The sequence below is a fragment of the Domibacillus indicus genome (assembly GCF_023715895.1).
GTDB lineage: Bacteria > Bacillota > Bacilli > Bacillales > Domibacillaceae > Domibacillus > Domibacillus indicus_A.
The window spans coordinates 39,817-62,136 of record NZ_JAMBOO010000024.1 but is presented as its reverse complement, the minus strand read 5'-3'; the positions used below and the strand labels follow the sequence as shown (position 1 = coordinate 62,136).

Here is a 22,320-nt window from a genome sequence, read left to right as displayed (position 1 = left end):
ATATACAGTTCGACTGCCTGCAGTTTAAGCTCTACAGAGTATGTTTGTTTTTTCGCCATTTAAAATCCCCCTTGAGTAAACAGTAGTGTTGCTTTTCTACACTGTCCACTTAAGGGGGAGCATATCATGATATTTTGTTGTATTTGAAAAGCCCAGATATTTAGAATCTGGGCTTTTTTTAATGCGCCTTATTGAGCTAGCGGGTAGGTTAGGTAAAGTAAAGACATACCCCTTAAACAGGGATTTAGCAGCACTTCATTTCCTATAGATTGTCGTATTAAGATATCTAAAATCCCGGCTAGCTTATTAAATATTCTTTTAATGCTTGCTGCAGTGTACCTAATGTTTTTGTATCAGGATCAAATGAGAGTCCTGTATGGATCATTTTTCGTACTACTTCTGCTCTCAATCCTGTAATGACTGTGTGACATCCCATCAAGGAAGCACCATCAATAATTTTCGTTAAATGATGAATGACCTGAGGTTCCATATCTGCGATTCCTGACAGATCCATGATCAGAGTTTGGATATGTGATGCCCCAATTTCGGTTAAAACCTTTTCCTCAAGGATAGACGTTCGGAACGTATCAACCGAACCAATCACAGGGAGGATACAAACAGAGGCGTTGATTGGAATAATAGGAACAGACAGATTTTCAACCAGCTTTCTTTGGGCTTTAATCAGGGAATCTTTATATGTAGAGTAACTAATAAAAAAGGCATTTAGAAACGAATCCACTTGATTATTAATTTCTTTCTCTAAACGAAAAAAGTTTAATATTACCTGTTCACCTGTTAAGTCGTTATACTGTTTTATAAAATTCCACAGAGTCCTGCGGATGGCTTGCACCCACTCTAATTTAAAGGATAGGTCAATGGAGTGGGTGGCCCATGCTATACCTTCCTGCTTTGCAAACAATTCAAGTTCTTTTTCTTGCCCGTTAATAATATAAGCAACCACCCTATGGGCATTATTCACAAGATCAATATTGCCAATAGATAAAATTTCATCAATTTTGTCTCTTACATTGACAGCCTCGTCTAATAACTTTTCTTCAAACTTCTGGCTGTTTTTTTCGAGAAATTCTTGTAATTTAAATGCTTCGCCCATTTCGTCTTCCCCCTTTGTAGGTGCTTTCAAAGAATTTTGCTGATTTTTATTAAACACATTACTAAGAAAATTAATATTTCATGTCTCGATAGGTTTTACCTTATGGCGTGTGTTATTAGTGTTTAACTGCCTTTTGTCCTTCAGCTAATGGGATGCATTAATTAAAAAGTGAAATATAAAATTTAATTCGTAATCCAATATAAATAGTAGCTTGTGTTTTGTTAGGAAGAAATACATAAATTTTATTAAAAGAGCCGCAATGAGGTTGTTGCTGTTTAAGGGAAGAAGGAGGTTAGCTCACTCTCCTTCTTCATCGGTGTTTCCATACACATAATAATCAACAGAATCCTTTGCAAGGCAGTACATGGCGTCATCCATATTAGCCCTCCCAAGAGAGTTCTCGAAATGAGAACTTTTTATAATTATACAATTTATTAATAAAATATTGAATAAAAAAGTGACTCATGATTGTGAACGAGATAATCATAAGCCTCTTTTATTCCTATTGCGCAAATTAATGCTTAAAAACTGCTTATAAATAGTGATAACTTTTAGTCCAAAGCGAGGCGTGGTTAAAAGCATACAAAATGTATTTTTACACAAGCCTGCAGCGGCACTTACGTTTTTCCGACTCTTCAAATTACTAATATCGTCAACTATTGGCTGAGAGGAGCTGCTTGTGAGCAAGATGTACGGCGTTTATAAGGCAAAAAACATGAACTATAAGTACGGCGTTTAATAAACAAGACGTTGAGAATGTCTGTGTGAGCGCTCTATTAGTGGCTTTTATACGTACAAAAACGGAGCATATCCGTAACTTGACCGCTTCTACAATAGTATGCTGAATAAGAGCCTAGATCGATTTGTTTATGAAGATAGTCATCATGTAATCCAGGAGTTAGAGTTGACAGCATAAAGAAGCCACGGAAGCAAATCCGTGGCAAATGGCATGGAGTTATGTAACTTTTTAGGGCTGATGAGGTGTCCCTTAGCTACATGGTTTATTTGTTCCCCATTCTGTCAGTAAATCAAACCATAAATAAAAAAAAGCTGCAGTATGTCATCCGCAGCAAGAAAAGAGTAATGAGAGGCTGGGTGGTACTCGAAAACCATGCTTAGCATTACCTGTTTAACCAAACTATAAACAACAGAGCAAAAATAATGTCGCGATGGGCGCTATGCATAAAAAAGGCCGCGGTAAGATCCGCAGCAAAGAGCAACTAGTAATCAATATGTAGCAAACAAAAAATCATCAGGAGGTGGTGTGGTTACCACATTATTTACTTACCCACTGTTATAAGAAGGTAAACCACAAAAGAAAAAAATTTACCGACATATAAACATCGAAACTACACGCATTGAAATTAACAGTGGTATCAAACAGAGGACAAAATGTAAGAAAGAACGCAGCAAACAGGCCACCGCTAGATGAACGATATTATCTTGCGTAAACTATTCAGAAATTACGGAACAAGTCGTTGTATCCCGTATGCAACTTTACCATTGGGAAGAACGTAAGCACTCCCAACACGAAAAAGATAAAAGACTCCTCATACTTGCATGAGACCGTTCGGAAAGGTCGGTCACATGCAGCTTATTGTCTGTAAAGGATAGGTACAGGAAAATGACTAGTTAATCTTAAAAAATTTTTTCATACCAAGGATATTAAAAAACAAAGTAGGTGTTTATTATTTCTATTTGGGGTATTAATTGAGCATTAAAGAAAAAGGAGGAAATGAACATGGATCATGTAAAAGCACTTATTATTAAATTTGTGATGGTCGCAGTCGTACTTGGGATTGTACTCACTGGAATTTACGACGGAGAGTTCAGTGATACGCTCCTTATCAGTGCTGTTCTTACAATTCTCGCTTATGTCGTTGGGGACTTGCTTGTATTCCGTAAAGCAGGTGACGATCGTGAGCGTAATGCAGATCACTCCAAGAGAAATAGTATGGCGACTGTATTAGATGCAGTATTGACGTTCTTTGTCGTTTGGCTTATGGGTAAATCACTATTTATCAATGATGGAGATGTTCTAGCAGCTTCTTTTATCTCAGCGATTGCTATAGCAGTTGGTGAGTGGTTCTTCCATAAATATCTTGATAGACATGTATTTGATGAAAAACGTGCTCACTCTCGTATCGAGTAATATGTAAAGTAGGAGATTCTTATGGCAGCACGCATTATCATAAGAGATTCTATTCTTTTATTTTACAAGCTAATGAATAAAAACCTAAATAGAACAACGAAGTAGCCCGTTCGAGAACTTTCGACGGGCTTTTTCACTGGTCTTACTGTTAATCTTTTTCAAACACAGGTTCAGATACTGGTTTTGAACAAAAAATGAGCACCGTATTCTTCTTCAAAATCTTCGAGTTTGTGGGGGTTAGGCGCTAAGGTCTTAATTCTCTCTGTTCTTCTCTTTTTCGCAGCCCTTCCTTAATATACACGCCCCTGTTGAGCCGAACATTTAATGAAGTCAGCTAATTCAACCGAAACACCAGTTAACCGTACGTCTTTTATATAAATGATCCAACGGTCCTTTAATCGTTCCATATATAGATTGGCCAGTGGAACCTGCTGATAAAGCAGATCCATCACTTGATAAGTAACGGAGTAGAATGTAGACAGATTGAGCACCGCATATCCCGGCTTCGTGCTGCGCTTGCCCACTTCAATGGAGTAGTTAGGTGTTAACCTATGTGTATAGATCCCTTCCATGTAGCTGAATGTATCATTCGTTCCCGGTACGATGAAATACCAATACCCTAAAACTTTGCGCACAAGCCGATCTTCTGCATAAGTACATTATTGCGCGAAATTCATTTTGAGTGCCAAACACTTTACTGACAGGTTAATAAAGAAAGTAGACAATTTTAAAGCGGTAATTTGTATAAAGGAACATGGAATGAGCTTGCTGCGGCCAGTGTGCCGCCAAAAATCGCCTGTGCTGCCGATCGTAAGCTTTATTAATCTACGCAATGCTGGGGCTCGTCCCCACAACCTCAGCCAGCTATCGGCCAAAAACAAGAGAAGAACGCACAAAAAGAGCGACCTAAATATAAGCCGCTCTAGAATTACCTAAAACCTTTTATCGAATAGCCATACATTTTTGCCAATGCTTGAAATGATTTGTATGAATAAGTAATTGTCACGGGTGTTCCATTAGCGACTTTATCATATAGCTTAATAATATCGCTGTTATACATTCTGATACATCCAGAACTAACGTAACCACCAATAGAGGCCGGTTGATTGGTTCCGTGGAGTGCAAATACATTTCCTGTTTCTGTTCCCCAATTTCCCGGTACACTGAAGCCAATCCATCGTGCGCCAAGAGGATTATTTGGTGAACCACCAGCGATATTTTTTTTGTAATAAGGTCTATTTTTGACCATATTCACCACTTTAAACTGCCCGACAGGGGTGAGATCCCATGTGCGGCCTGTCCCTACTGGTGCAACCATTTCAATAAACCCATCGTTAATAAACACCATCTTATTATAAGCTTTGTTGACTATGATAAGGTCATTGTTTTTTTCATTACTAGCTTCCGCTTTCGTGGCTAGAATACTTATGCCCAGTGCTAATGACGTTAATACTACAAATAGGTTTTTGAATAACTTTTTCATCAACAAATATACCACTCCTATGATTTTGCAACCCAGCCATCATAGTTTAAAACCTTAGACCTGTAGCTTTGCGTCCCAATCTTTTGAATGGTTTGCCTTTATCTTTTTAAAATTTTAAAAAATATATTATTACAATTATATTACGAAATTTTCAAATGTGACGAAATTTAAATATAAAAAATGATTACATTTTAGGTAAAAAAAGTAAATGTAGTAACTCGCTTTATTGATCTATCCAATGCACTGGCTCGCCCTTGCACCCCCAGCCAGCTACCGCCCAAAAACAAGGAAAATTATTTAATTTGCAAAAAACGTCTAGACGGTATAGTTAGGTTATTAAATTTATGGAGGTTAATTATGTCTGAATCTAAAGTTTCCATAAAAAGAGAAAGTATTTTTAAGTGTTGCATCAACGATTGTGATGAATGTAGTTGGAACTGCAATTGATGCAACACAAAATGATTTGCGTCATTGAGGCAATTAAGTTTTTATAAGTAGGCTCGATCGAAAGTCGCCTGTAATAGCGCACAAATAAGGCTGCGGACGCGACTCCGCAGCGAACAAGACGAACTATATAGAGTTTAGGAGATGTGGCAAGTGTGTGCCACATGATAACGTTTACCTGCTTTGATGCGAAGATAAACCGAATACACAAAAAAGGCCGCGGGAGGCCCCGCGGCAATAAACGATGGTAGATATGCGAGTGGTGAAATGTCGCCATGTTTAATCGGTACTCAGAGAAGAATATACGTATAAACCGCCGTATGCGTTGACCACTCGCTAGTTGCTGGAGGTTCACATGGACATCACTACCGCCCGTTAAATTATCGTATGCCTCGTATTAAAAACGATGTAGGCCGGCTGCCTCAATGTTCAATAATCCGTATAAAAAAGGCCGTGGGAATAGCACCACGACAATAGACAAGATATAGGGTAGGTGGTTTAACGTGAAACCGTGTTCTGCGTTATTTTCCTGTTGTTATAGGAACTTAAACCACACGGTATTAAATCCGTGCTGCAGGACGGTAGCGGGCCGATTACAAGTGTAGTGAGGGCCTGGGCCGTCTACGCTTAAAAAAGTCGAGGGTGTGCTGCAGTTTTCCGGCAGTATGATTATATAGCGTTTGCCCGTCCGATTGCACATCCGGCTACACGCAGCTGTCCGCGCCATCAAACACGAATATACATAGCCAAATGCAGCCGTACCAACGGCTAAAGGCGTGTCCTGCATAAACGAAACGGCTTTCCAATTATCAAAAGGAACAATCCTATAACGGAAAAACGCTGATGCGACGCGGATTCTCTAGGATTTAGAGTTGACATAAGATGGAATTATTCATAGTTAATCTTGTCAAGCGACAGAATGAAAATATATATCTTATTCATTTTGATAAGCCTTTAAAGATCACGTACAAAACAAACGAGTAAATATAAACAAGATTATATTTACTCCATCTTTTCTTCTTCAACTAATGGTGCAGGTTATTTGAAGAGATAAATCCAAAAATAAAAAAAGCAATGTTTCGTCACATTGCTTCCTACATTCTTTGCTTTACTTGTTTTCCGTTTGGATTAATGAATCTTCATTGTGCTCTACACCTAGTAAGTGAAGTGCAGCTTTTACAGTTGAAACAGTGGGTGTGGAATTGAAATTTATACCTAGTTGTACGGCAACTAAGGTTAATTCGGGTCTTAAACCTGTGATGATAGAACGTACACCAAGCAGCGATAATACGGTACTAATTTTAAAAATATATTCCGCTACAAGAGAATCTAAGTTATAAATAGCAGAGAAATCTATAATTAGGCACTTTATACTTTGTTTTTGTACGTTTTCTGGGACTCTTTCTAAAAGTTGTCTTGCTCGTTCTTCATCAAAAGCACCCAATAAAGGAAGTACCGCAACCCCCTCCAATATTGGAACTATAGTTGATGATAACTCGTTTATTTGACTTATCATTTCTTTTTGTTTTTTCTCAGCTGCTTTTCTTTCTGTTATATCTCTTACATATGTCTGGATAGATTTTGTATTACCCAGTAACACAGGATGGCAGTATAATTCTACATCAACTGTTGTACCATCCATTCGATATATTGTTTCTTCAATTACATTAGCTGGCCGTTCATAAGCATTTTGTATTCTTTTGTCTATTGCTGATTTGGATGACTCCTTAAAAATATCTAAAGGGCTTGCTCCGATAATTTCTTCTTTTGAAGCCCTAAAGAATATTTCGGCTGCACGATTAACATAGATAATTTTTAGCTGTGAATGAATAATTAAAGGTTCTAAAGCATACTCAATTACTTGTTTGTAATCAATGTCTGAAATATTGTCACTCATAAAAGTTACTCCTGTTTTATGACGTAGAAGGTTCTGGATTTCATTATACACTTGTTTTGTCTTGTGTGTATTAAGGGGAATTGTGAAGCATCATACTGAAATTATCCGATATGCTCCCCTTTAAGTAGACAGTTATAAGAAAGCAACGCTACTATCTACTTGGAGGGGATTTTTATATGGGGAGAAAACAAACTTATTCTGCAGAAGTTAAGCTGAAGGCGGTTGAACTTTACTTATCAAGTGAAATGGGCGGATACCGGCGAGTAGCTGAAAAATTTAATGTAGAACCTCATTAATATATTTAGTGAAGCAGGAGTAAAAACAGAGAAGCCCCCGGAGCTGTCTCGGGGGCCGGCAAAAAAAGAAAAAACAGAAAAAACGTGCTTCTGTTCCCTTATTTATTTTTGTCCAAACGGGTGTAAAACTAAACAATTTTCGTATCAATTTATTTTGGACTGTCTTTGACAGTCCTTTATTCATATGTCATTTATCTAGTGAAGGTAAATGAGGCTGGATTTTATCATGGACCCGAATAATCCCCCACATGCCCTGCTCGATATCCCAGCGAATGTTGCCGGCCCGGTACATATAATCCCCTGGATAGTTATACGTTCCTCCAGCACCGCCAATTAAAAGCAGGTCTTCTGTGACACCGGCAACCATATGACCGGTGTATGAATCAATACGGGATTCAATATCTCTCGGGTCAAATTTCCAATTATGGCCGTGCAGATGAAATGTATGGGCTCTTCTGCGTTCTGATGGAGTAGTGAGCCGAATAACGACAGGATCACCTGGATATGCTTCGAAAACAGGTGTGGCCGGATCACCGTGAACCTTTGAGCTAAATAAGTCACCTAAAACTGGATATTTTCTAAAACGGTTAATTAACCGCTCTGTCCGATAGTTGAAGCCGCGTGACCCGAAATCATAGGTGTCTACTTCATCGTCTTCAGGATCAGGTTCTGGAATGACGCCGTCCAGTGGATCGATAATCACTTTGCCGTGCTTATCTTCTAAACGAACACCGTCATGCATAACCAAAACAAATTCTCTGTATTCACTGCCAAACGGGTTCCTGAGCACCACATTTGTGCCTGTTCGGACAGGTTCCAGCGTATAAGGGTTGTGGTATGTTGTAAACCGCGGCTCCGCAATAAAAGCACCGAACGTTCCAAAGGAGCGGTGATTCCGTAAGTCGGCCATATCCCACATGGCACAGGTACCCATGGCATCCTGTACATGCCAGCGGTACGTAATGGTTTCACCAGGTCCCACTGTTTGATCAGGATTGAATCCGACCGTATCACCGCTTGAAGTGGTCACATCATAATCAAGCATATTGACGTGCAGGGAAATACGCAGAGACGGCGGATAAAAGGCCTGTTCTTTTACTGGCGGATAAGGATGAATGCCATCAGGGAATGGGAATAAATCAGGTTTCAGACGGCTCGTCAGCGTGACTTCTAGAAGATCACCAGCGTTTCCTCTAAGCACAAGCGGATCTGGCTTTTTCTTGCCGCGAAGAATGTCCTCAACATCTTCTTCTAAAGCAAACACGATTCCATACGGATCATGGTCTCCAAACGAGTTGTATACGATAGGTGTTTGAAACGCAACAATACTATACTTTCGAACCGGCGGATTATGTGGTGCTTCAGGCGGCAGGGTAGACTGTGGATCGGCTAGAGCCGGCGGCTTTCCGGTTACTTCGGGCAGCGGTTTTGTTCTTGGCTCCGGCAAAAGCCGGTCAGGCAAAGGAATGAGATGCTCCACTTCCTGGTCATAAGCGCGAATAAGTCCCCATGTGCCGTTCCAGATATCTTCTTCTGTTTCAAAAGCCCACAAATAATCCCCTGCTCTTGGAATATCCATTTCAAATGTAAATGACTCTGAAATGCCGATATGCTGCTGCGAACGGATCTGTGCATCGTTGCTGGGCCGTTCTGATTTCCATTTTAGTCCATGCACATTAAAACTGTGGGATTCTTCATGAGCTCCCTGCAGCAGCCGGATACGGATGGAATCTCCTTCATACGCCCGCAGAATAGGGGTAACGGGGTCTCCATTCACATAGGAGCTGAAGGAATAGGCTGGATCACAGTCTTTCCCAAGCCGGAATTGCAGCGGTTCATTTTTATAATTGACCGCAAAAATACCGGGGTCCTCCAAAGAACCTGGAAATTGCGGTGGCTGAATGGGACAGCCGTCTTTGTCAAACAGCAAGGCGAAATCCTGGACAAATAACGCAAAGTCGCGGTAATCCGGAATAAGAGGATGGGCAACAGTAACCTGTGTACCATGATCTGTTTCCTCACCCGTTCTTGAATCCAAAAATGTAGAAAATCGAGGCTGGATGACACACGAACCAAAAATCCCATGCTGCTGATGAGAAACGGGAAACAGGTGATCGTGAAAGAAAAAAGCTTTTAATTCGGTGTCCGCATACCATTCATACCGGCCAGTCTCACCCGGCAAAATGGCACTGTCATAGTTCCAGCCTACATTTGCACCATCAGACACAAGAACATCAAACTTTACAAAATGGACATGAAAGCCCACCTCATAGGTTCGTGTGACCAGCTGAAAGGCATCTCCATCCAGAATATGAGACAGCCGGTTTGTGAAGTTTATCCTGACACAAGAACCGGCTGGCACATGCAGGACTAACGGTTCCGGCTCTTTTTTTCCGGACAGCACATCCTCAATATCTTCATCTTTTACATAAATTCTTCCTTTTGGATCGTTCCAGCCCTGTTTGTTATAAACAAGCGGAAGATCAATCACGGACACGTTAAATTCCAGGACAACCGGATTTCCCAGACAGGAATCAGCAAAAACGGCCCCTGGTCTTGCATTCGGTACGGCGGCATTTTTTTCGAGTTCCGTCATGCCCCGTCCGCCAACAATGCCAAGCGGCGGTCTCGGCGCTTTGCAGCCAACCTTACCGGGGATAAAGTTAGGAAACCCTGGTTTTTCTTTTGTTGGACACGGCGGGCAGGGACGGTCCGGCAGCGGCTGAAGCGGGGCAATCGGGGTGCCGTTTGGATAGCATTGACTGCCGTCCTGGAGGGTGTCAAAGATACGGTTTATCCCCCACATGCCGGCTTCAAAATGCGGGTAGAGGTGGCAATGAATAATCACATCCCCAATTGCCCCCTGCATGCTGCCAAGCCCGTATAAAGGCTGAACACTATAGTGAGACTGCGGGCTGATTGCCTGCGCATCCACAATCTCTGAATTAATGTTTCCAGGATCTCTAAGCCATTGATGCACATGATAGTGGAACACATGTGTTTCTTTTGAGCCTGCATGAATCAGGCGGACAACGGCAGGATCGTCCCGATAGCCACGCAAAATCGGTGTGGCAGGGTCGCCAAATACCCAGGAGTCATGATGAACTTCCTCGCCTTCAAGCTCGGGAGATACGACGCCTTCTTCAATCAATTTCAGGCGGTTATGAAGTGGTTCATATCGATAGTTCAAACCGTGAAAGGATTCACTTTCCTGATTGGTCATCGGGTTAAGCGGCCGGTTGCCCGTTAAATCATCCACTTCCATTTCATCATGGAAAAACCATGCATACTCACGGAAGGAGGGAAGAAAAGGGTGATGGACATCTGCGAAAACACCACTGTTGATCGGTCCGCCTGTGACAGGATCGGTCCACCAGGAACCTCTTCTTTCAACGAGCAATGTACCGAAAAGGCCTTGGATGCTGGATCCCTCTTCGGTGCTTGATACATTGCCGACATCAGTGAAAAAACAAATTCCTTCATACGTAGCATCCAGCTTGTAAAGAAGCTTTTCACCGCATTCAGCCAGTGAGCTTGGGTTAAAGCCAACGTTGGCTCCGTCTGAGGTTAGCACGTTATAATCAAGATCCTGAAAATGCATGCCTGCTGCAAAAGGAAGCTGATTTTCAAACAGAATCTCAACTGTGTCTCCTTCATTGGCTCTAATGGTCAGCGGCTCTATGAGTTCTACCGGGGTAAAGGGATTTTTACGGACCAATTCTTTTACCTTTGCCTCGTTTTCTTTTAACACGTACATTCGTCCATCCGGGTTATGGTCGCCAAAATTGTTGACGACAATGCGGATCGGAATGGCCACCACATGATAGCGCCTTATCATCGTTTTCCCTCCTTGTTACAGCATGTCATTTAACTCTGGGATGCGCGGATCACCGGGAAACTCGATATAAAACACTTCGATATTATGGACATGGATCAGCCAGTTTCGTTTTTCCAGTTGAGCAAAAATGTGTGGTTTCAGCGAATATCTCGACTTGATCCCCTACCATGGAAACAATTTCGCCAACAAACATAAATGGATAGGAAGGAGTCAGTATAAAGGTCTTCATGCCAATGGCTGCCCTAAAATGCTCTACAAGTGCCATGTCATGGGCAACATTCATATCATTGGAACGTAAACGGTTATGGGCCATTCTGTTACACTTCCTTTCTTCTTGTTCTAAAGTGGGCGGAAATTTGGGTTGCAATCGAAACAAAGGTTAGGTTTCAAACAATAAAGGAATGTATGTGATAAATGGATGACATATTCTTCGTGGCTCAATAAAATATATGCGTAGTGAAATTGTAAGAACCAACGCTATATACCAATGATGGTTATCCTGGCTCTTTTAATCGATGTTATTTAACGATGAATGGGGTGAGCTGTTTATTTACAGGAATATTTCAGCTATACAGCCATAAGATTGTAAAGCAAGAGTGACGACGCACTTTTGCTCGTTTTCTTTTGACACATACATTTGGAAAAAGCAGCTGTCTCCTTGGGAAAGAGACAGCTGCTTTTTCGTTATGAGTCTTTTTCTTATTTACTAATTTATTAGTCGATATTTGTTCTGAAACTCGTCCTTTTCTGAACACGTCCGTTCGGTTCTCAAAAGGGCGCTTTTTTATTGGTTTTTCTGTAACAAAACCCTGTTCATTATTCTATGCTCAATAGCTTAATAATTTTTATGTTAAGGTGCAACAATTTTAAAAGAAAAAAGCTGCAAGAGGTGAATTGACGTTAATAAGGCATTCACGTGGCTCAACGGGGATACGCAATTTGGAGATGTTTAAGTGCTCAAGCTTCTTTATAATATGGCAGTGTCTTATAACCGGCTTATCTATCCATTGAAGCAATGAATTATATAAAGAAAGAAGCTCGAAAACCTGGTTATGTCGGGATTCTCAAACCTAAATCTGATATGAATATATTTTTATATTAATATATATTTATAAGAAAATATATATTAAAAAATCTTCCTCACTTATTTGATTATATTTTTATAATTAATCAAAATAATTCATGATTATACTGATCAATATGAGGGGGCATTCAGAAATGGTTAGGCAAAGAATAAATATTGAAACAGCCCTTCTTTGTAGGGTACAATATGTGAAATCGGTTCCACAAATTGCAATACAAAGGGATGAAAAAAATGCCGACAATAAAAGACGTGGCTCAGTTATCAGGAATATCAAAAACTACAGTATCTCGTGTTATTAATAATAAAGGGTATGTATCCGCAGAAAAAAAAGCACTCGTTTTAAAAGCAATGGAAGAGTTAGAATATCACCCCAACCTTTCTGCTCGCAGGCTGAGAGGACAGCTAACCACGACAATTGGAGTCATAGTGCCCAAAATCACCAATCCTTTCTTTTCCTACCTGGTAGATGCCATTGAAGAAGCAGCTTATGAAAAAGGCTATCAAGTGTTGATTTTCCAAAGTAATGAGGATCGAAAAAAAGAGCTGGCGTTTCTAAATTTACTTAAAACAAAACAAGTGGATGGAGTAATTATGACGGCTGTTGAAAACCACTGGTCTAAAGTCAAATCATTTATAGAGCACGGACCCATTGTGCTTTGTAACGTATACATCGACAAATCAAAAGTTCCAATAGTCCGCCTTAACCAATACAAAGGGACTTACGATGGCATAAAGCACTTGATTGAAAAAGGACACAGGAAAATTGCCTATTGTACAGGGGGATTTTTTAAAAAAGAAGGGAAAGGCAAAGAGCGTAATCAAGGCTATCAAAAAGCCTTAGAAGAAGCGGGGATTTCGGTTAACCCGAATTGGGTTTTTGTCAACCAGCACAGCATCGAAGATGGACAGCAGGTACTCAGAAAAATTTTGGAGATGGAAGAAAGGCCAACGGCTGTGTTTACCGGAAGCGATGAGGTTGCCAGCGGAATGATTGCTGAAGCGAATGTCCAGGGGATCCGAATTCCAGATGATCTTGCCATTATGGGATTTGATGACCAGCCAATCGCACGGGTTGTGAGTCCAACACTGACAACCATTAAGCAGCCAGTCGATCAACTGGGAGAAAAAGCAGTAGAAATTATTATTGAGAAGTTAAATAATGCCGAATCACTTGATCCATATTATGAGCTTCCCATTGAGTTGATTATCCGTGAATCTACTTGAAATCGACTACATTAGTGCTGAAACAGTTTCTGGAAAAGAAGAAGTATTTTGCAACGCTTTAGTTTTCATAAAAAATATACTTCATGAGAACAACATTGTGATTTTTAGAAAAGCTAAAATTAGGCTTTATATAAAGCACTTTTGTCAGCTTCTTATGTTTGTTGGTTAGGAGGGATTGCATGATTACGATAGCTGAGATTGCAAAAATGGCTGGTGTTGCAAAAAGTACAGTTTCAAGATATTTAAATGATGGATCAGTGAGCCCAGTCACAAAGCTTAAAATAGAACGAGTCATCCAGAAAACTGAATACGTGCCTAATTCTTTTGCACAAAGTTTAAAAGCGAAAGTGACAAACTTAGTCGGGGTCGTGGTACCCCGGCTTGATTCTTACGCGGCTTCAAAGACAATGATCGGCATTGACCAGCAGCTGAGGGAGTTAAATTTGAAAATGGTTGTGGCAAATTCGGGATTAAGTGTTGAAAGAGAAATTGAAAATATCTACAGCCTGGCTAAACAGAAAGTTGCAGGGTTAATTGTACTGCCAACTGTGATCACAAAAGCTCATTTAGAAGCTTTTTACAAAATCGATATTCCTGTATTAATTGTAGGTCAAAAACATGAAAATTTATATTGTTTGGTCCATCCTGATGAACAGGCAGCATTTGAACTAGGAAAGTATGTGATATCAAAAGGACATAAAAAAATTGCTTTTTTAGGAGTGGCAGAACGAGATGTTGCTGCCGGTTTCAAAAGAAAAGAGGGATTTAAAAAAGCAGTTGGGAAAGAGAATGATATACATATTCGATTTTATGAAACAACATTTGATACAGAAGATGCCAGGAATGCAGCCAAGAATATAATCAGTGATTTTGCTCCTTCGATCATTGTCTGTGCTACGGATAATATAGCTCTTGGTGCAATGAAAGCAGCGTACGATAATGGCATAAAGGTGCCTACAGATTTATCTATCACCGGATTTGGAGGGTATAGCATATCAGAATATATGTCACCGGGCTTAACGACTGTTAAGTTTCACTATCAATTAGCAGGGCAAATGGCCGCTCAAAATATCCATCATTTAATTAATCATAAGGAGATTAAAAAGTGCACAACTTTAAAATTTGAAATTTTTAAAAGAGAAAGCGTTGACAAAATAAAATGAGGAGGCGTATAATCTAAAACATGGAACCGGTTCTAAATCCGTAACCACGTATAAAACCATTTCTATTTTTTTAAATAACTGTGGAACCGTTCCCACATTTAGTGAATGTGTATAGTTCGTACATACAATTCGTTAGAAATAGAGTCACAGAGCATTCATCATCCATTTTTTAATAAATTGTGGAACCGTTCCCATAAATTGAACAAAATTTTTCTTTAAATGAATATGAGTTTGGAGGAACAGCCATGCAGCAAACTTTACATGAATACCCTCTTGGAGAATCAGGTATGAAGCAAAAATGGTGGCAGAAAGAAGTGATTTATCAGATTTACCCTAAAAGTTTTTGCGATTCAAACAATGACGGAATAGGTGATATAAAAGGGATTACCGAGAAACTCGATTACCTCCAGTCTTTAGGCATTACGATGATATGGATTTGTCCTATTTACAAGTCGCCAATGGCTGATAACGGATACGATATCTCAGATTACTATCAGTTAAATCCGGAATTTGGTGAAATGAAAGATTTAGACGAGTTAATTGTAAAAGCAAAGGAAAAAGAAATTAAGATTGTTCTGGATTTAGTTATTAATCATACATCAGATGAACATCCATGGTTCCAGGACGTTTTAAAGAATCCAAACAGCAAATATAGAGATTACTATGTATTGAAATCCGGTAAAGATGGCCAGCCTCCGACAAACTGGCGCTCGGTATTTGGCGGCAGTGTGTGGGAACCTCTGCCGAACTCAGATCAGTATTATTTCCATTCTTTTGACGTTAAGCAGCCAGATTTAAATTGGGAAAATGAAGAAGTACGTGAAGAGTTGTATAAGATGGTCAATTATTGGCTGGAAAAAGGAATTGCCGGATTTCGGGTTGATGCGATTACTTTTATAAAAAAAGACCAAACGTTTAGCGATCTTCCAGCTGACGGAGCAGACGGGCTTGTAAAGTGCACAAAAAAGACCCGGAATCAGCCAGGCATTGAAGTATTTCTCCATGAATTAAACGAAAAAACCTTTTCCAAATATGATTGTGTGACCATCGGTGAAGCACCGGGCGTTGTCTACGAGCAATTTGGTGATTATATCGGAGAAAACGGTTACTTTTCGATGATTTTTGATTTTAGATATGCAGATCTTGATGTGGCATCTGGAAGCGAATGGTTCAGAAGACTTGATTGGACAGTGCTGGATCTCAAAAAATTAATTTTCACCAGTCAAAAGGAGATCCAAAAAGTAGGATGGGGAGCTAACTTTTTAGAGAACCACGATCAAAATCGATCATTAAGCAAGTACATAAAAGAAGAGGATCAAAACTTCTATTCAGCGACTATGCTTGGGGCTATGTTTTTCTATCTTAGAGGTACACCGTTTATTTACCAGGGCCAGGAAATAGGAATGACTAACTTTAAGCGTAAAAGTATTGAAGAGTTTGATGATATTTCAAGTATCGACCAATACTATCGTTCCATGAATGAAGGGTTCAGCGAAGAAGAAGCCCTGCACTTTATCAACTTAAGAAGCCGTGATAACTCAAGAACGCCTTTTCATTGGAATGCTGATGAGTACGGGGGATTCTCAAAGACAAAACCGTGGCTTGGCATGAATGAAAATTTCACAAGCATTAATGTGGAGCAGCAAGAGAAGAACCCGGATTCTATCTTGAATTTTTACAGAAAGATGATTGGAGTCAGACAGTCTAGTGAGGCAAGTAATTGCTTAATATACGGGGAGATTGAACCTATTTTAGAAGATCACCCTGTTATTGTGGCTTATAAGCGAAAATGGAATACAGAAGAAGTAGTGTGTTACTTCAACTTTTCTTCTGAACAGCAAGAGCTGAATTGGAACCCTGAAAATTACACAGTTCTATTAAATAATTATAAAGAAGAAACAGCGAATTCTTTACAGCCATATCAGGCATTAATCCTTTTAAAGAAAGAAGAGTGCTTTCATGAGTGAAAATAAATATGAACGCATAGGGAAAGAAATTGTCCATGTCATTGGTGAAGATAATATTGAATCGGTTGTTCACTGTGCAACCAGGCTGCGTTTTTCGGTTAAAGACCGCGCAAAGATTGACGATGAGGCAATTGAAAAAATCGATGAAGTAAAAGGTGTCTTTTTCAACGCAGGACAGTACCAGGTCATTTTAGGCACTGGTACTGTCAACAAAGTATACGCTGCCTTAAAAGGAAACCAGCCTGAACAAGATGATAAATTGGATCAAAAAACATCTTCCGGTCCAAGGGAGAAAGGAATTAAAAGAGCGGTCCGGACATTAGCCGATATCTTTATTCCGATCATTCCAATCATCGCAGCAACCGGTTTATTCCTCGGTTTAAAAGGCGTGCTGTTTAATGATACCGTTCTGGGTGTAATGGGGATGACTATCGAGGATATTCCCGCTTATTTGCAGACCCTTGTCTCTGTTCTTACAGATACCGCTTTTGCGTTCTTGCCCGCTTTAATCTGCTGGTCTGCTTTTAGAAACTTTGGCGGTATGCCGATTATTGGTTTTGTTATTGGGTTGATGCTTGTTTCTCCAGCTCTTCCAAATGCTTATGCAGTGGCAGATATCAATAGTGGGGTGGAACCTATCATGGCTTTTGGTTTCATTCCGGTTGTTGGGTACCAGGGCAGCGTGCTGACAGCGCTTGTTGTAGGAATCCTTGGAGCAAAATTAGAGAAGAAATTGCGGGCTGTCATGCCAAATGCGTTAGATTTAATTTTTACTCCATTCTTTGTTTTGTTAGCGATGATGATTACGGGTCTGCTGATCCTAGGTCCATTATTGCATATTCTAGAATCAGGCTTAGTCACAGTAGTGACTCAGCTTATACAGGCTCCTTTTGGAATAGGCGGACTGTTGATCGGTTTCTTATATCCTTTAGCCGTTATGACGGGAATGCATCATTTGTTTATTATGATTGAAACAACACTACTGGCCAATACAGGCTTTAACCCCCTTATTACGCTTTGTGCCATGTACGGATTTGCAAACGCCGGCACATGCTTGGGGATTACGATTAAAGCGAAAAAACAGACAGTAAAAGTAACAGGTATGAGTGCAGCCCTGACGCAGCTGCTGGGTGTCAGCGAACCAGCTTTGTTTGGTGTTGTAATGCGCTATAGTTTGAAACCGCTTTATGTGATGATTGCCTGTTCGGCTGCTGGTGGTGCAATTTTATCCTTATTAAATATTAAAGCAAATTCATATGGGTTGGCTGTGATACTTTCTCCTCTAATGTACATTTACGAATGGAATCAGCTGCTTGTATATATTGTGGTATCTGTCCTGATTTTTGCGGCTGCCTTTGTGATCACTTACTTATTTGCAGTGCCGAAGGAAGTTATGATAGAGGATCAGGGTGAAAAAGAAAGTAATGTTAAACAACCAAAAAAGAAAGTCCAGGTACCTAATCCTCTGCAGAAGAAGGTCCAGCAAAATTGAGACTTCTCTTTAAAGAAGAAAGGGATAAAAAGATATCTTATATCGCCAGAAAGGCCCGTTTCCTTAAAGAAAGCGGGCCTTTCTGACAAAATTTAAATAAACTGCAGAAGGAACTAAAGGTGACTTATAAGAAAAAAGAGGAAGGAGAAGGAGCAATAACAGTCTTCAATGCTGTTATTGCTCCTTTTGTATATTAAGCATTTAATCTCATTGGGGTAATTGCGCTTCTTTTCACCACATGCAATGTCCGCGGCTTTCCCTGTTCCCAGGTTACGTATCCCGACGCTTTTAAACGATCAAGGTGGCCCTTTACGGTTGAAGAAGACTTTAACTCAACCGCGTCGTCTATTTCACGAATAGACGGGGGATAGTTTTTGGCACTGACATAATCATCTATAAACTGCAGCATTTTTTCCTGACGTGCAGACAGTTGTTTAAGCATAAGCCTTTCTCCTTTGCGGTGCTTTTCCTGCTGCTAAAATGTTGAACCGCTTAAACTTCCGGATTTGCTGCCTCTTCAAGCAGTACGCGTGGATGTGAATGCCATATATTTTCCTAACGATAATACTGCGAAAAGTAACCGTATGATCATCTGCCATATACATAATGGATATCAGCTTTTTTTGTTCCAGCGATGTGTTAAACAATCCATTCATTTTAACAACCTCCTCTTCACGACTTCATTATATAGAACAAATGTTCATACTTCAATAAAAACCAAACGTATTTTCGATGAAAAAGAGGAATCTTTAAAAAGTTTTCATTGTCAGCAGGAATATTTGTTCTTATACTGAATTATATACTATATACGAACATATATTCTCATTGAAAGGAGTTATCTTGGATGAAGAAATTGTATAATGACCGGGGAATGATGAAATGGCAGGGACTCATACTAGCCGAGCATGCTGAAATGATGGAAAGAGACAAAAGCAAACCTGTGAAAACAGAAATTCTATTTGACGAACAGCAATTAGAGGAATTCGACCGACTTATCCAAAGCTCACTTCATCTTGAAAGAGAAGTAGTGTTTAAGATGAATACCTTCGGTGATCATGACCTGTTGCAGGTAAAGGGGATTGTCTCAGAATTTTGCCGGCTGCCCGGCCAGCATCCATATATAAAGCTGAAAGGGTACAGTTCCAAGTTTCGATTGGATGAAATGGTGTCTATTTCATTTGCCGCGGGAGACGATGAATATGGTGAGGCCTATTGATGATGAACACTTGCCACGCAGGGATGTATTTTGCATTGACGTGAAATCCTTCTTTGCCAGTGTAGAGGCTGTGCGCCGCCGGATTCATCCGCTGCATGCCTATGTGATTGTGATCGCCCATAAAGAACGGTCCGTTTCTGTTGTACTGGCTGCCTCACCGCGGGTAAAAAAAGAATTCGGTATTAAGACAGGGTCACGGAATTATGAAATACCGAAAGATCCACGCTTAATCATTGTTGAACCCTCTATGGCTCTTTATCTAAAAGTAAATAAAATGATCCTAGATATTTTTCGCCGCTTTGTAGCAGAAGAAGACCTGCATTGCTATTCCATAGATGAAGCGTTTCTGGATATAACGGCCTCAAAAAGGCTCTTTGGTGGGGATAAATTCACAATAGCCCGTACCATTCAGCGTACGGTTTGGCAGGAGCTGCGCCTGGTTGTCACCATAGGGATTGGCGACAATCCTTTGCTTGCGAAGCTGGCACTTGATAATGAAGGGAAAAACGCTCCGAATGGGATTTCTTACTGGTCATATGAAGATGTCCCAGCGAAGGTTTGGGCAATTGACCCTATAACAGATATGTGGGGAATTTCTCATGGATACGCCAAGGCCCTTTACAATATAGGGATTGAATCGGTAAAAGATCTTGCTCACGCAGATAAGTGGAAACTAAAGCGAAAATTTGGCGTGCTCGGGGAGCAAATTTTTTACCATGCCTGGGGGATTGATTACAGCGTGATATCGGAGAAGGCAGGGGCCCGTGAAAAATCCTTTTCCAAAGGGCAGATTTTGCTGCGGGATTATGACAGGGAAGAGGAGATCATGATTGTCATCAAAGAAATGACAGAGGATGTGGCGATGCGTTTGCGCCAGCATGGGGCTGCCGCAGCGGGGATTGCACTTGGCATATCTTACAGCCGGGATATTGAGGACCACGGCTTTAGGCATCAAATACTGCTTCCAAGAAGCACAAATAAGACAGCCGAACTGTGTGAGCACTTTGTCCGGCTGTTTAAAAAGTATTGGGACGGACAGCCAGTACGCCAGATCCATGTAGTGTGCAGTAAATTACAGCCTGCAGCACATGAACAGATTGATTTATTTACGCCCCCTGAACTGGATGAAAGACGCCATGTTTTAGATGAAACCATCGATCAAATACGTGACCGTTTTGGTAAAAAAGCGATTTTTCACGCGTATAGCTTAATGAATGGCGGCACTTATCTTCAGCGAGCGGGTCATATTGGGGGGCACAAAGGGGCTTCTACCTAATTCCACATAAGGGTACTAGCATTTAGCTGGCACCTTCTTTTGTTCGTTACATATGTACAATGACATTTGCTATTTAAACGCCTTGCTAAAAATATATTTTTATATCAATAAATTTTTATATTAATATATATTTATATGAAAATTTATTGATGTAGAAAAAAGCTTACTAGAAAAAATGATGTATCGTTATTAAGTAACCGGCACACTTTATTACTAGTCTTTAAAGAAACTGAGAGATTTTGTACTAAAGAGTGAAAAGTTTGTGAAGGAATATACTTAAACTAAACCAGCTAATAGTTTGTCAATATTTTTCAATAAAAATCTTGAAAATCGCATGATATACTAAAAATAAGCATGACAAATAACCTTCTTTTAATCATGTGTTGGAAGGTTTTGTGTTATTTGGTTGGATGTAGATTTTAAGCTATATCCTGGAAAGTTGTTCTGTTCTTTAAAAGGGCAAATATCCAATGTAAGAGTTTATTTACACACGCAATAACGGCTACTTTAAAGGGTTTTCCTTCTTCACGTTTTTTATCATAGAACTCCCGTAATTTCTTATTACGAGGAATGATTTCATCGCTTGTTTTGATCTTACGGCAGTCACGAATTGCACAACGAACTGCCATGTATAAGGCGTGCCGAAGCCTGCTTGACCCTCTTTTAGTGATTCGGTTTTTAGTGGCTGTAAACTTACCGGATTCAAATACACTAGGATCAACTCCAGCGAAAGCTACCAGCTTTTTAGGATCAGTAAATCGATCTATCTCTCCAATTTCAGAAATGATCGTTGCAGCGATCTTTTCTCCAATACCAGGGATAGATTTGATGATATTATATTCTTCAATTTCCTTAGCGAGGGCATCTATTTCTGACTCTAACTTTGATAGATGTTCTTTGTATTGAAGAAGAATATTAATATACATACGAAGACTTAATATATAACTTTGGTACACTGTTTTTTCAAAAGGATTACGGGCTGCCGCAGCTTTAAGCTGAACAGCTTTTTCTTTTGCCCATCTGATTGATCGACTTTTACATAATCCAAATATCTTGTCTGTAATTGTTTCTTCACTGGCTCTCAAAATATCCTCGGAAGAAGGGAACTCTGAAAGAGTTAAGAGTGAAACAACCGAATATAAATCGCCAAAGACCCCTTTATATTCAGGAAACACCTGTTCAAGCACTGCTTGAAATTGAAGCTTTGTCTGAATCATGACTCCAGTTATATTTTCGTGTTGTCTTGTAAGATTCCGAAGGTTCAATAACTGAACTCCACGCTTTTTATAAGGTTCTAATTCCTCTTTATAAAACAACTCACAGAGGAGGTAGGCATCAATGGCATCTGTCTTTACTTTTCTCAAACTTGATCCTCTTGCCTTATAGGAGATCAATGGATTGATGATAACCAATAAATAGCCTCGTTCTTCCAAGTATTGAACGACTGGAGTTTGATAATGCCCAGTAGCCTCTAATATTACTGAAGGTTTCTTCCCAGCTTCTTGCTTTACATTCTCAAGAAACGATACAAGTGAACGAAGGCCCTCAAGAGTGTGATTTACTTTAAAGCTCTTACTGTATGGCTTACCTTTATCTAGAAAGGCTTGAACCTGACTTTCCCCTTTCGATATATCCAGACCGACGACTGGATTCATTCTGAATCTCCTCCTAATATGG

Annotated in this window: 16 protein-coding genes and 1 riboswitch; of the genes, 7 read left to right on the top strand and 9 right to left on the bottom strand. The window is 40.0% G+C overall.

Annotation, left to right across the window (positions count from 1 at the left end):
* Window positions 1-298 precede the first annotated feature (298 nt).
* Complete coding sequence (locus M3221_RS21080; protein WP_251273661.1) at window positions 299-1,111, bottom strand: STAS domain-containing protein; 813 nt, start codon at window positions 1,109-1,111, stop codon at window positions 299-301.
* 1,741 nt (window positions 1,112-2,852) lie between these two features.
* Between M3221_RS21080 and M3221_RS21075 the strand changes: the two genes are divergently transcribed.
* Complete coding sequence (locus tag M3221_RS21075; RefSeq protein ID WP_251273660.1) at window positions 2,853-3,263, top strand: YndM family protein; 411 nt, start codon at window positions 2,853-2,855, stop codon at window positions 3,261-3,263.
* 290 nt (window positions 3,264-3,553) lie between these two features.
* On the opposite strand, the gene M3221_RS21070 is transcribed toward M3221_RS21075, so the two are convergent.
* From M3221_RS21070 to M3221_RS21050, 5 genes are all read right to left on the bottom strand, one after another.
* Window positions 3,554-3,898: a hypothetical protein gene (locus M3221_RS21070; protein ID WP_251273659.1), complete on the bottom strand. Its 345-nt coding sequence runs from the start codon at window positions 3,896-3,898 to the stop codon at window positions 3,554-3,556.
* Window positions 3,899-4,191: 293 nt separating this feature from the next.
* The gene (locus tag M3221_RS21065) at window positions 4,192-4,746 is read right to left on the bottom strand and encodes a L,D-transpeptidase (protein WP_311316160.1); all 555 of its coding nucleotides are present in this window, start codon (window positions 4,744-4,746) and stop codon (window positions 4,192-4,194) included.
* Window positions 4,747-4,769: 23 nt separating this feature from the next.
* A riboswitch (cyclic di-GMP riboswitch) is annotated at window positions 4,770-4,853 on the bottom strand.
* A 1,445-nt stretch (window positions 4,854-6,298) separates the two neighbouring features.
* Entirely contained in the window at window positions 6,299-7,087 is a 789-nt protein-coding gene (locus M3221_RS21060; protein WP_251273657.1) for a PAS domain S-box protein, read from the bottom strand.
* Between the two features lie 483 nt (window positions 7,088-7,570).
* A complete protein-coding gene (locus tag M3221_RS21055) occupies window positions 7,571-11,221 on the bottom strand; it encodes a multicopper oxidase domain-containing protein (protein WP_251273656.1) in 3,651 nt (1,216 codons plus the stop codon).
* A gap of 82 nt (window positions 11,222-11,303) precedes the next feature.
* Window positions 11,304-11,534 (bottom strand): hypothetical protein, encoded by a 231-nt coding sequence (locus M3221_RS21050; RefSeq protein WP_251273655.1) that lies wholly within the window; start codon window positions 11,532-11,534, stop codon window positions 11,304-11,306.
* 1,002 nt (window positions 11,535-12,536) lie between these two features.
* On the opposite strand from M3221_RS21050, the gene M3221_RS21045 reads away from it, so the two are divergent.
* The 4 genes from M3221_RS21045 (at window position 12,537) to M3221_RS21030 (ending at window position 18,151) form a co-directional block, all read left to right on the top strand.
* Window positions 12,537-13,529: a LacI family DNA-binding transcriptional regulator gene (locus M3221_RS21045; RefSeq protein ID WP_251273654.1), complete on the top strand. Its 993-nt coding sequence runs from the start codon at window positions 12,537-12,539 to the stop codon at window positions 13,527-13,529.
* Window positions 13,530-13,708: 179 nt separating this feature from the next.
* On the top strand, window positions 13,709-14,692 hold the full coding sequence (locus M3221_RS21040; RefSeq protein WP_251273653.1) for a LacI family DNA-binding transcriptional regulator: 984 nt from the start codon (window positions 13,709-13,711) through the stop codon (window positions 14,690-14,692).
* Window positions 14,693-14,937: 245 nt separating this feature from the next.
* Window positions 14,938-16,659 carry a glycoside hydrolase family 13 protein gene (locus M3221_RS21035; RefSeq protein WP_251273652.1) on the top strand — a complete coding sequence of 574 codons (1,722 nt, stop codon included), beginning with the start codon at window positions 14,938-14,940 and terminating at the stop codon, window positions 16,657-16,659.
* A complete protein-coding gene (locus M3221_RS21030) occupies window positions 16,652-18,151 on the top strand; it encodes a PTS transporter subunit EIIC (protein ID WP_251273651.1) in 1,500 nt (499 codons plus the stop codon). The genes M3221_RS21035 and M3221_RS21030 overlap by 8 nt, the downstream gene beginning before the upstream one ends.
* Window positions 18,152-18,344: 193 nt before the next feature.
* Here the strand turns inward: M3221_RS21030 and M3221_RS21025 are convergent, their stop codons facing one another.
* Both M3221_RS21025 and M3221_RS21020 read right to left on the bottom strand, forming a co-directional pair.
* On the bottom strand, window positions 18,345-18,593 hold the full coding sequence (locus M3221_RS21025; RefSeq protein ID WP_251273650.1) for a LexA family protein: 249 nt from the start codon (window positions 18,591-18,593) through the stop codon (window positions 18,345-18,347).
* Window positions 18,586-18,807, bottom strand: a complete 222-nt coding sequence (locus M3221_RS21020) for a hypothetical protein (RefSeq protein WP_251273649.1) — start codon at window positions 18,805-18,807, stop codon at window positions 18,586-18,588. Before M3221_RS21020 ends, M3221_RS21025 begins: the two co-directional genes overlap by 8 nt.
* 188 nt (window positions 18,808-18,995) lie before the next feature.
* On the opposite strand from M3221_RS21020, the gene M3221_RS21015 reads away from it, so the two are divergent.
* Complete coding sequence (locus M3221_RS21015) at window positions 18,996-19,367, top strand: YolD-like family protein (RefSeq protein WP_251273648.1); 372 nt, start codon at window positions 18,996-18,998, stop codon at window positions 19,365-19,367.
* Window positions 19,351-20,643, top strand: coding sequence for a Y-family DNA polymerase (locus M3221_RS21010; RefSeq protein WP_251273647.1), 1,293 nt, complete (start codon window positions 19,351-19,353; stop codon window positions 20,641-20,643). The genes M3221_RS21015 and M3221_RS21010 overlap by 17 nt, the downstream gene beginning before the upstream one ends.
* 419 nt (window positions 20,644-21,062) lie before the next feature.
* Here the strand turns inward: M3221_RS21010 and M3221_RS21005 are convergent, their stop codons facing one another.
* Entirely contained in the window at window positions 21,063-22,298 is a 1,236-nt protein-coding gene (locus tag M3221_RS21005) for an IS110 family RNA-guided transposase (RefSeq protein WP_251273646.1), read from the bottom strand.
* Between the last annotated feature and the right edge of the window lie 22 nt (window positions 22,299-22,320).

Bases quoted from the DNA above. Each gene is read 5' to 3' on its own strand.
- M3221_RS21075 (WP_251273660.1), top strand. From the start codon at position 2,853: ATGGATCATGTAAAAGCACTTATTATTAAATTTGTGATGGTCGCAGTC.
- M3221_RS21010 (WP_251273647.1), top strand. From the start codon at position 19,351: ATGGTGAGGCCTATTGATGATGAACACTTGCCACGCAGGGATGTATTT.
- M3221_RS21020 (WP_251273649.1), bottom strand. From the start codon at position 18,807: ATGAATGGATTGTTTAACACATCGCTGGAACAAAAAAAGCTGATATCC.
- M3221_RS21055 (WP_251273656.1), bottom strand. From the start codon at position 11,221: ATGATAAGGCGCTATCATGTGGTGGCCATTCCGATCCGCATTGTCGTC.
- M3221_RS21025 (WP_251273650.1), bottom strand. From the start codon at position 18,593: ATGCTTAAACAACTGTCTGCACGTCAGGAAAAAATGCTGCAGTTTATA.
- M3221_RS21065 (WP_311316160.1), bottom strand. From the start codon at position 4,746: ATGAAAAAGTTATTCAAAAACCTATTTGTAGTATTAACGTCATTAGCA.
- M3221_RS21040 (WP_251273653.1), top strand. From the start codon at position 13,709: ATGATTACGATAGCTGAGATTGCAAAAATGGCTGGTGTTGCAAAAAGT.
- M3221_RS21005 (WP_251273646.1), bottom strand. From the start codon at position 22,298: ATGAATCCAGTCGTCGGTCTGGATATATCGAAAGGGGAAAGTCAGGTT.
- M3221_RS21060 (WP_251273657.1), bottom strand. From the start codon at position 7,087: ATGAGTGACAATATTTCAGACATTGATTACAAACAAGTAATTGAGTAT.
- M3221_RS21045 (WP_251273654.1), top strand. From the start codon at position 12,537: ATGCCGACAATAAAAGACGTGGCTCAGTTATCAGGAATATCAAAAACT.
- M3221_RS21035 (WP_251273652.1), top strand. From the start codon at position 14,938: ATGCAGCAAACTTTACATGAATACCCTCTTGGAGAATCAGGTATGAAG.
- M3221_RS21080 (WP_251273661.1), bottom strand. From the start codon at position 1,111: ATGGGCGAAGCATTTAAATTACAAGAATTTCTCGAAAAAAACAGCCAG.
- M3221_RS21015 (WP_251273648.1), top strand. From the start codon at position 18,996: ATGAAGAAATTGTATAATGACCGGGGAATGATGAAATGGCAGGGACTC.
- M3221_RS21030 (WP_251273651.1), top strand. From the start codon at position 16,652: ATGAGTGAAAATAAATATGAACGCATAGGGAAAGAAATTGTCCATGTC.
- M3221_RS21050 (WP_251273655.1), bottom strand. From the start codon at position 11,534: ATGGCCCATAACCGTTTACGTTCCAATGATATGAATGTTGCCCATGAC.